At 36.2% G+C, this 9,722-nt stretch carries 12 protein-coding genes; 1 reads left to right on the top strand and 11 read right to left on the bottom strand.

The genetic code is table 11. The annotated features are described in order from the left end of the window. Window positions 1-168 precede the first annotated feature (168 nt). The 5 genes from B4N43_RS12640 to B4N43_RS12620 all read right to left on the bottom strand — a co-directional run bounded on the left by B4N43_RS12640 (window position 169) and on the right by B4N43_RS12620 (window position 2,644). Complete coding sequence (locus tag B4N43_RS12640; RefSeq protein ID WP_262511808.1) at window positions 169-648, bottom strand: hypothetical protein; 480 nt, start codon at window positions 646-648, stop codon at window positions 169-171. Window positions 649-652: 4 nt separating this feature from the next. Further along, window positions 653-865: a hypothetical protein gene (locus B4N43_RS12635; RefSeq protein WP_052764441.1), complete on the bottom strand. Its 213-nt coding sequence runs from the start codon at window positions 863-865 to the stop codon at window positions 653-655. Between the two features lie 278 nt (window positions 866-1,143). After that, window positions 1,144-1,506: a hypothetical protein gene (locus B4N43_RS12630; protein ID WP_021188776.1), complete on the bottom strand. Its 363-nt coding sequence runs from the start codon at window positions 1,504-1,506 to the stop codon at window positions 1,144-1,146. Window positions 1,507-1,553: 47 nt separating this feature from the next. After that, complete coding sequence (locus B4N43_RS12625) at window positions 1,554-1,733, bottom strand: hypothetical protein (RefSeq protein ID WP_084825473.1); 180 nt, start codon at window positions 1,731-1,733, stop codon at window positions 1,554-1,556. Between the two features lie 137 nt (window positions 1,734-1,870). Next, window positions 1,871-2,644, bottom strand: a complete 774-nt coding sequence (locus B4N43_RS12620) for an NIPSNAP family protein (RefSeq protein ID WP_115046010.1) — start codon at window positions 2,642-2,644, stop codon at window positions 1,871-1,873. A gap of 305 nt (window positions 2,645-2,949) precedes the next feature. Here B4N43_RS12620 and B4N43_RS25510 point away from each other — a divergent pair, with 305 nt between their 5' ends. After that, a complete protein-coding gene (locus B4N43_RS25510; RefSeq protein WP_201649433.1) occupies window positions 2,950-3,063 on the top strand; it encodes a winged helix-turn-helix transcriptional regulator in 114 nt (37 codons plus the stop codon). A gap of 271 nt (window positions 3,064-3,334) precedes the next feature. Here the strand turns inward: B4N43_RS25510 and B4N43_RS12615 are convergent, their stop codons facing one another. The 6 genes from B4N43_RS12615 to B4N43_RS12590 form a co-directional block, all read right to left on the bottom strand. Continuing rightward, window positions 3,335-4,195 carry an RteC domain-containing protein gene (locus tag B4N43_RS12615; RefSeq protein ID WP_021188773.1) on the bottom strand — a complete coding sequence of 287 codons (861 nt, stop codon included), beginning with the start codon at window positions 4,193-4,195 and terminating at the stop codon, window positions 3,335-3,337. 86 nt (window positions 4,196-4,281) lie between these two features. Next, window positions 4,282-4,866 (bottom strand): HD domain-containing protein, encoded by a 585-nt coding sequence (locus B4N43_RS12610; RefSeq protein WP_236590823.1) that lies wholly within the window; start codon window positions 4,864-4,866, stop codon window positions 4,282-4,284. 68 nt (window positions 4,867-4,934) lie between these two features. Beyond that, on the bottom strand, window positions 4,935-5,624 hold the full coding sequence (locus B4N43_RS12605; RefSeq protein ID WP_115046016.1) for a VIT1/CCC1 transporter family protein: 690 nt from the start codon (window positions 5,622-5,624) through the stop codon (window positions 4,935-4,937). Between the two features lie 165 nt (window positions 5,625-5,789). Then, a complete protein-coding gene (locus B4N43_RS12600; protein WP_115046018.1) occupies window positions 5,790-8,288 on the bottom strand; it encodes a cation-translocating P-type ATPase in 2,499 nt (832 codons plus the stop codon). Window positions 8,289-8,386: 98 nt separating this feature from the next. Continuing rightward, window positions 8,387-8,962 carry a cytochrome b/b6 domain-containing protein gene (locus B4N43_RS12595; RefSeq protein ID WP_021188771.1) on the bottom strand — a complete coding sequence of 192 codons (576 nt, stop codon included), beginning with the start codon at window positions 8,960-8,962 and terminating at the stop codon, window positions 8,387-8,389. Window positions 8,963-8,965: 3 nt separating this feature from the next. Next, the gene (locus tag B4N43_RS12590; protein WP_115046020.1) at window positions 8,966-9,721 is read right to left on the bottom strand and encodes a phosphatase PAP2 family protein; all 756 of its coding nucleotides are present in this window, start codon (window positions 9,719-9,721) and stop codon (window positions 8,966-8,968) included. Between the last annotated feature and the right edge of the window lies 1 nt (window position 9,722).

Below are 9,722 nucleotides of genomic sequence, written 5' to 3'. Positions count from 1 at the left end.
AAACATTTAAATTTATCATGGGGTGTGTTATAATTTTGTGATTTAAATATAGCGATCTCGCTATATCAAAACACCGCCATTTTTTAAACGTTTAGGACGCAAGTGGAATATAAGATAGTATTTTGCTTACTATTTTTTTAAAAAAACGTTAGAAAAAGCTAAAGTAGCTTATAAATAACAGCTTACGAGGCGATCTATCGTTGTCGGTAACGATTTAGTAATGGTGCTCATCGCATTCAAATTCTTCGAATTTCCTTGTAAATCAATTACAAAAGTACAAAAAAAATGGGATGGAATATTCCTGCTCTTACTCATTTTTTGAGAACCATCTATTCCTAAAATCACAGGAGTTTCACTTAATAAACCAATCGGTTCTTTAAAAACATTTGTTTTAAATTTCGTATTAAACCTTTTTGTTATTGTTCTTGCCATTTCAATATGAGGGAGTTGGTCTTTCCCGACAGGAACAACATCACTTTTACAAAATAAAATATCAGCCGCCTGATGAACGGGATATGTATACATTCCGGCATTGATAACACTTTGACCCGAAGCTGTAATTTCTTCCTTTGTAGTGGGATTTCTATTAAGTTCTGCATTTGAAACCAATGATAAAAATGGTATCGTTAGTTGATTAAGTTCCGGTATGTGACTAGGGGGAAAAAATATGTGTCTTATTTTTTAAAGGGTCTAATCCACAAGCCAAATAATCTAAAGTAAGTTCTGTAACGAATTTAGAAATATCCTGAAAAATATCTCTATCAGTTAATACTTGATAATCTGCAATTAAAATATAGGTTTCCACACCCAAATCTTGCAAACGAACTCTATTTTGTAATGAATCAAAATAATGTCCAATGTGCAAATTCCCAGTAGGTCTATCTCCAGTTAAAACTCTATGTTTTGAGGATTAAGATGTAAATCCTTTTCTAAGTCATTACTTCTTTTAATAGCAATATCTAATGATGTATAGTTAATCTCTTTATTATTTGAATCTGTCATATTTTAAAATTAGAATTTGGGATGGTGCGGAAATAGCGAACCGTCAGCCGAGTTTTGTCCTAAAGTTAAATAGAATTACCAAAGTCGAGCATTTAATGTCAAGCCGCACTATTGCAAATACCCTGTTAGCGGTTCGTTGTTCTATTTTTCATCTTTCTCAATAGCAATAATTGGCTGGTCAATACTCCATTTCCAAGTTCCGTCATTTTGTTGTCGCGCAACTTCGGCAGTCACAAATCCATTTAAAAGTCTGGATGAAGTCAACGCTAAATTTCCATTGATAATTGCTGGTCGCTGTTGACCTTTTTCAAATATAGGTTTATCAACCAATAATGAAATGTAAAAATCTCCTATTTCTACTTTACCTTTAGCAAATGAGTGATTTCTGTCTGTAATTAAAACAGCGTCATCTTCATATATTGATATTAGTCCATCAATATTTCCTGTGTTTATGTATTCCAAAAATAAGTCTGTAATATCTTCTGGTTTTAATGCTTTTTCCATTGTTTGTTAGTCGCTTTATTTTTAACTTGTCATGATATTTTTTAGGGTTACTTTGTCTTTGTTACAATGACCACTAATGACACGTAGCAAAAGTCAATGGCCATAGCTACACCAATAGCAATGCTGGCCACTGATAATATAACATTATTTGCACCAAGGACTGCCGCTCTAAGCCAATTAGTTTTATGGATATAATGGTTGTCGAAATAGTTATCGAAATTACTCATTTCATTATTTTGTGTGTTATTTTGTTCTTTAACTTTAATCTCATGCCAGTATGCCTCCTTTAGAATTTAACACAATACCGGTGAACTTTTCTTTGAAGACGGACATTATAAGGGAAGTAGGGTTTTAGCTGAAAGGTTTAATAGTCTGAATAAGCAGTAGCCTTCATCAGTATGATGTCTGCCTTGGAAACATTTTTTTGATATTCGGGTTTTGCAGACAAAGTTTTCCATTCATTATCGTCTCCGAAAGTTTTCCAATGGGCATCTCGATCTTTCATGTTTTCAAAACTTGTCATATACATAAGGTTGGGCATATGGCTGCCTGTAATTACCTCCGCATAAAAAACTGCATTGAAGTTTAATCTTTTAAAAAGAGGCACCTCACCCCCTTCATTAAACATGTGCACCTTATTACGATAAATCTTTTCAGTATGTCCTTCGTAACTTCTTAACTCATACACGTGTTCTGCTTTCGGTAAGCTAAGCTTAGGCAATTGCATCAGCGGTGCTGTTTTGAATGCTTTTAAAAAAATAGATTCAAATCGTGTATACGGTGGGGTCGTATACGGGGCATTGATATATTCATCTCCTGCTTTCATGTAGTCAGCGTTTCTTTCAAGTTGGGAAGGTATGCTAATCATTTGCTCTGCAGAAGCTAAAGGAAGAATTACATATATGTATTTTTTTGTTGCCGTATCATTTGCAATCGGTTTAAACACACCAATACTTTTTATTCCCAATTTGTGAGCGGCAGGAATAAAGGCTTTTTCATAATATTTATCAATAATATTTTCCTGTTCTATGGTGTTAAAATGATAAACTTTTATTTCATAAAACTCCTGTTTTTTCTGTGCAGATATTCCAGTGCTGAATAGCAGCATAGCGGCAAATAAAAAAATGAAATATCGCATATTTATTTTCTGTTTCCATAAAGGTATAAAAACCACTCCTTATATTCAATAAAACAATTGAATATTTATTTTGCAGGGTAAAAAATGCCCCTGGTGAAAGCAAGTCCGTGACTGGCTACTTTTCCTGTAGTACCAAACGCTGTAAATCTGGGTCATTCTTAATGCGTTCCATTTCACTTTCAATAATCCCTGCACTATTCTGCCTCACCCGCCTCTAATTAGTTTCGATTTCCAGCTTCACATTATCTGCCCTGTTTTTTTGATAAGAGATAATATCTGCGGTATCTTTTTCTACTACGATTACGGTGGAGTATGAACTGACCCAATCGGGTGAATCGTTCAAAACAGTCCTTGAATCTATGATTGAATGGGGATTGCAGCACAGTGAATTAACCCTCCATACAAAACAGCCTGATTGAGTATGCCCGGGTCTAATGTCTTTCTTTTATTACACTTTGGATAGAAAAATCTTACCCAAGTTGGGCATAGCTTGGGCTTTTTATTCATTTTAAAGTATAAATTTTGTATTTGCGGAATTTTCCGCTTATAAAATTTATAGGATATGAATTTCTCATTGAGTACTATACTTTCTGAAATCGAGCGTCAAGAACGCAATATTTCAGCAAAAGCAGATCACTTGATAGACGAGTCTTATCAGATGATGGACTTACCCCCAAAAGCTGGAGACATTTATTTATCAGTGAAAAAAAGGCTACGCATATTGTTTAAGGTAATCCCTTTCTTTTTCACAGGGAGTTGCGCAGCGCATAGGCTGTCAAGAAACTTCGTCCGGTTTATTTTTCTGGATTTAAGTTCCATAAATGTATGATAAAAGTCACCCAAACTGATATTGAATGTACTTTCAAATGTTTTGGCGATGACTTTGATGTCTGCATTTCTAAATACCCCTTGTGAATATAAGGCGTAAATCAATTCGGTTAAAGCGGTTTTGTTGCCTGTCCAGTTTAAAGGTGGGTTATTGGATTTTTTATGATTACAATTATAATTAGTATTATTTAGCTGATCTTCAAGATAGAGTTGTATCAGGTCATTGGCAATAATCTTTGCAGCTTTATAATCGTGGGAAGTGGAAAATCTATGGTCTGTTTCAAAATAAACAGTGTCCAAACTTAATTTTATATCATGTTTTCCTAGAACAAACAGCTTTTCATCGACAAAGGAATTGTTCGTTCGGTAGTATTTATAAAATTCGAGATTGTTGTCAAAATACCTTTTCAATTTTTTCAATTCTTCTCTAAAGTATTTCCGAATAGCCTTTGCGTCATTAGGCTTCTTAGTTTCAATTTTATAAATGGCATTATAGTAAATTAGTTTTGAAACAATGGTAGGTTTCAGATTTTTGAAAAAGTGGATTTCTTCATTAATGTCTTTAAACCCAATTTTTACTACAAATTGTTTTAAATCAGCTATTTTTTCTATAGTTAAGCCAATAGCCTTTTCGTATATCGCTAAAGAGTCATTCAATTCGACAGATAACTCATTAATTTCATCATCTAATTCTCTTATTATATTTTTACAATAATCTTTCATTTAAAAGCTAGTTTAAAATGGTTATTCGTTAAAGTGTTTCCCTTGTATTAAATCATAAATATTCAATAATAAAATTATTTGCATTCTTAAGAAGCCTTTATCAAACTTTTGAGATAAGCCACATTCGCATTCTTTCCGGCTAAGAGCCTGTCCTTGCAATAAGTGGTATAAAATTGGTGCTTATTGAGAAAGACCAATGATTTTTGTAATTTATCAGCTATTTTTTTCTTGGTACGTTGCTCTGTTTCTTTCCATACAAGTTTATCTATTTGTCGAAAATCATGGGTTCCTAAATGATATACATCAGCGTCCCTTAAAATCTCTTCGATCAAACCTTCAGGTTCAGCGTTTAACACTGTTGCCATAATTGCTTTGCTTATTTCAGCAATAGTACTGGGATCAATTTTCTGGCTATGTAGAAATTGTTCCATAATATATGCCCCTCTTTTTTCATGACCATCCATTGGCCCCAATAATTGACCGGTATCATGAAACCATGCCGCTGCGAACAAAACAAATCTTTCCTTATCGTTTAAATGATAAAAATCTGCCATTTCGGTTGCGTTTTTAACAACGGTCTGTGTATGTTCCAGATTATGGTAGCACAGATCCGGTGTAGTCCGCAATTCAAATAGGCGGACTACATACTTCTTTATTCTTTCTAAGTACATTTGCATCGATATTCAGTTGTCATTCATATTAAAATTGAATATTCATTTGATTTTGTTATTCATCTTTCTCAGGAAACATTTACACCAAATACATGCCCTACAATAGCAGTTACGGCCATTGCAATAGTTCCCCAGAAGCAGATTCTCATGACGGCTACCCCAATGTTGGATCCTCCGGTTTTAGCCGCTAAAGCCCCCAAAATCATCAGAAAAACAATTGAAAAAGCATATTGGTAATACACCATATCTTTTTCTGGAGCAAAAATTGCGAGAATCATTGGCAATGCAGCACCTGAAAGAAAGGAGAAAAAAGATGCTATGGAGGCCTGAAAAGGCTTTGCTATCGTAATTTCATTTATTCCCAATTCATCTTTTGCATGTGCTTCTAAAGCGTCGTGATCTGTTAGTTCTTTCGCGACGAGCATTGCGGTTTCTTTGCTTACCCCTCTTTTTTCATAAATTTTTGCTAATTCGTGGAGTTCAATTTCAGGCATTTTTTCTAACTCCATCTTCTCCCTGTTGATGTCCGACTTTTCTGTATCCGACTGTGAGCTTACAGAAACATATTCTCCTGCGGCCATCGACATAGCGCCTGCGATGGTTCCTGCCAAAGCTGCCAAAATTATAGCATGTCGGTTGGGCTCTGCGGCGGCAACGCCGATTACAATACTTGTGGTGGAAAGCAATCCGTCATTAGCGCCTAAAACAGCCGCCCTTAGCCAACCCACTCTGTTTACATAATGTTTTTCCAATTCCATTTTTGTAGTTATTTATATTGTTTAGTTTAAATTATTTTATTCTCCATCAATCATCTTGGATACGATTCCTTTTTTATTTGTCAATTCACCAATTACGATATTCACGGCATATTTTCCTTTGTGGAGGTTTTAAAAGTAATCTCGCATTGCAAAATCATTGCTTTATTATCTTCTTTTTATCCATTTATACATCTCAAACCACAGAACCGAAGCCGCCGAAATTAAATACGACATTCCTAATTCCGGGATGTTCAACCCGGTTACATTAAAGAAATCAGCAAAACGGGGTATATACAATATGGCAAAAAGTAATGCCAACGTTGCTCCGATGATAACCGGAAATAAACGGTTTTTGTATTTGAAGCTGTCGAATATACTATAAGTGAGAGAGCGGTTCGCTAGACTCAAAAATATATTGGAAAAAATTAAGGTAGTAAAAACCATTGCTCTTGTAGTTTCTTCGTTACTTCCCTTTTGAACGGCAAATTGATAAACGAATAATACACCTGCTGTAATTATCAAGCCTTGAATAATGCTGATGCTTAATTCTTTCCGGTTCAGAAAGGTTTCTGTCATTTTACGTGGCTTTTGTAACATTGCATTTTTCTCTATCGGTTCGTTTTCATAGACAATGGAACAGGTTGGCCCCATAATGAGCTCCAGAAAAATAACATGTACCGGCGTAAAAATATGCGGGTAAATCCAACCTAAAAACAAAGGCAGTGAAACGGTGAGAATAATCGGAATATGAATAGAGATAATATACTGAATAGCTTTTTTGATATTGGCGTAAATCCGGCGCCCTGCAGCAATTCCTGTAATGAGTTTGTCTAAATCATCGTTGGTAATCACCAGTGAGGCTGCTGCTTTGGCTATTTCTGTTCCTTTGTTTCCCATAGCGACACCAATATGAGCGGCTTTCAGTGCAGGGGCATCGTTCACACCATCACCCAACATAGCCACCACTTCTCCGTTTTGCTTCAAAGCGTTTACTATTGCCAGCTTTGCTTCGGGAAACATCCTTGTAAATAAGGTTGTTGTCTTTGAAAGCTCTATTAATTCTACTTCGGAATGATGAATGATTTCAGCACCATTAACAGCCGGAGTATGGTTGACAATACCCGCTTGTCGGGCAATGGCATTTGTGGTGTCGGCATTGTCGCCTGTAATCACTTTTACTTTAATTCCGGCATCGTAAATTTTCTTGAATACTTGCTGGATATTTTTTTTAGGAGGGTCGTAAAACACAGTAAATCCTAAAAAATCAAAATTGAAATCCTGCTGTTTTTCGGGAAAATTGTTTCCCTTAAAATAACATTTGGCAACGCCTAATATCCGGTAACCTTGTTTGCCAAAATCACTGATATGCTGACGCAGTTTGTCTTTTTCGTATTCCGAAAGATTGGAAACAGCAAGAATGGCTTCGGGAGCACCTTTGGCTGCCACTATTCTTTCGCCAGAATGGTTTTCAAAAAGATGCGTCATCATCGGAGGCTTACCGTCCAACGGATATTCGTGCACCATTTGAAAATCTTTCCGTCGGTCATTCGGTTGAGCTTGCTCATAAATCTCATGAAGTGTTTTTTCCATCGGATCAAACGGAACGGGTTCACTGCTCCACATCGCAAACTCAATGAGTTCGGAAAGTTCGGGTGCATTGAAACGTTCTTCGTCAAAAACCTGATTGGATTTGTAATCGAAAAGGGCTTTCAGTCGCATGGAGTTTTCAGTAATTGTTCCGGTTTTATCTGTACAAATTACAGTAGTGCTTCCCAGTGTTTCTACCACGCTGCTACGCTTGATTATTATACCTTCACGCATTAGTTTCCACGCTCCCAATGCCATAAACGTAGTGAAAGCCACGGGAATTTCTTCCGGTAAAATGGACATTGCCAAAGTCAGCCCGACCAATAGACTTTCTATAATATTCCGTGATTGCCAGAAACTGTATGCCCAAACCATCAGAAAAACCACTATTCCAATAACTGCCATCCATTTTACAAATTTGGTAATCTGGATTTGCAGTGGTGAACGCTCTTCTTTAATCTCCTGAATGGATTTTCCGATTTTTCCCAGCTTGGTTTCTGAACCGATTTTTTCTACTTTAAAAACCGCCAGTCCTGAAACTGTCAAAGTACCGCTATATATTTTTCTGTCTTCGGTATCCTGATTTTTAAACACAGAAAAACTTTCTCCTGTAAGAGAGGCTTCATTTACGGAAAAATCATTGCTGTGCACTATTTCACCATCGGCATTAATCATTTTTCCTTCCTCAGTAATGCATAAATCGCCCACGGCAATTTCGTGGGTAGCAATTTGTATTACTTTTGAATTTCGGATAACCGTGCTGAGTGGTTCGTTCAGTTTTTGCAGCGCTTCCAGTGCCTTTTTGCTGCGATTGTCCTGATAGAATGAGATACCTGAAACAGCTATGATTGCTCCCAACATAAAAGCCGCTTCGGAATAATTGCCCACAATCACATAGATGACAGCCACTGCAATGAGTAAAAGCAACATCGGTTCTTTGAGAATAGCCAATAACATATTGTACCAGGTATTCTTTTTTATACTGTCTGAGTGGTTATAACCAAATTTATTTTGGGAAATTTTTAGCTCTTCTTCCGAAAGACCTGTGAGATGTTTTGGAATATTATAGGTTGTCATATTTTTTAATTTTAGATGATTAGTTTCAAGTATTGAAACTGCTTTCGGAATAACTAAATTAATAGGTTACCAATTATTTTTTAATATGAATTATTTATTTATTCTCCACCGATCATCTTGGAAACGATTCCTCTTTTATTTGTCAATTCACCAATTACGATTCCGCCAAAATGCAATAAAATGAATATCGGGAACCAATAAACTGCCCATTTGTGTATCGCAGATATCTGGTCACTCCATTGGCCATCTACCCATTTCAGGTAAAATCCCGTAATGATAGAAACGGCGACAAACAAGTAAAAAACGATATAAATAAATCCTTGCATTCTTTCCTTTACCGACTGGGATTTCTTCAACGGATCAGGAAATTTAATTCCCTTTACAAGCATATAAACTATCCTTGCCAAAAATGCCAGAACCATCATGTAGGCAGCATATTCATGCCATTCCCACATCGGTTTTTGAATGCTTTTTACCATAGATATTATCTGTTCCTTTTCCAGGGAAATGTTGTGCCTTTGCATCCCGGTTTGAACGGTATTAATAATTGTTTTTTTGCTCATCCAGTACATCCGTAAAAATCCGGTAATAAATAAAACAGACATTAATAGTGCAACCGACCAATGTAAGATCCGGTGGGTTGCCGTAAACTGATTTTTATTTTCTTTTTTCATTTTTTAAAATATTTTAATAATTCCTAATCCAAATTGTTTTGTTTGATAAGTGGGCAGAATAACCAATGATGACTGATTCTTTTTGCCGGTAAACCATTTTGAAATGGTCGGAAATAACCAATAAGCCATTTCTGTAGACAGAATGCCAATACCTGCACCGGCAATTACATCCCCAACCCAATGTTTGTCATTAAAAACCCGGTAGATGCCTGTCATGGCAGCAATCGGGTAGCCGGAAATACTTAGCCAAAAATTGGTTTCGTTATATTCCCTGAACATAAAATGTGCGGATGAAAAAGCCGTAGCCGTATGACCTGATGGAAAAGAAGTCTTACTGGAACCATCCGGACGTTCCTCGCCAACTAACTGTTTGGTGGGTAAAACGATTGCTGCCGATAGGAGTTGTGAGGTTATATAAATGATGGTTCTATCCTTAAAATTGTGCTTCCCTTTTACACCGGCCAGATTTAGTCCATAAACGGCAATAGCAGGTACATACTGTGTATAGTTGTCAATCTTGGCTCCGGGCAAGATATGTTCCATGCTCTCGTAACGGGTCGATTGGTTAAGCTTTTTCAAGTCATCGGACATTAAACTTAAAATACCATACGATACCAGAACTGAAGGAATGATGAGCTTCTTTGCCGAAAACTGATATACAGGATCTGTCTTTTGGGATATTACGCTACTGTCTGCCTCCATCTTTTGAGAAAAAAGTAACGTTGGGCATACAAGGAATACTAAGAATAGATATTTCATT

Source organism: Sphingobacterium sp. UBA1897 (assembly GCF_002337775.1).
GTDB lineage: Bacteria > Bacteroidota > Bacteroidia > Sphingobacteriales > Sphingobacteriaceae > Sphingobacterium > Sphingobacterium siyangense.
The sequence above is the reverse complement of the archived record's forward strand: the minus strand, read 5'-3'. Positions and strand labels throughout refer to the sequence as shown.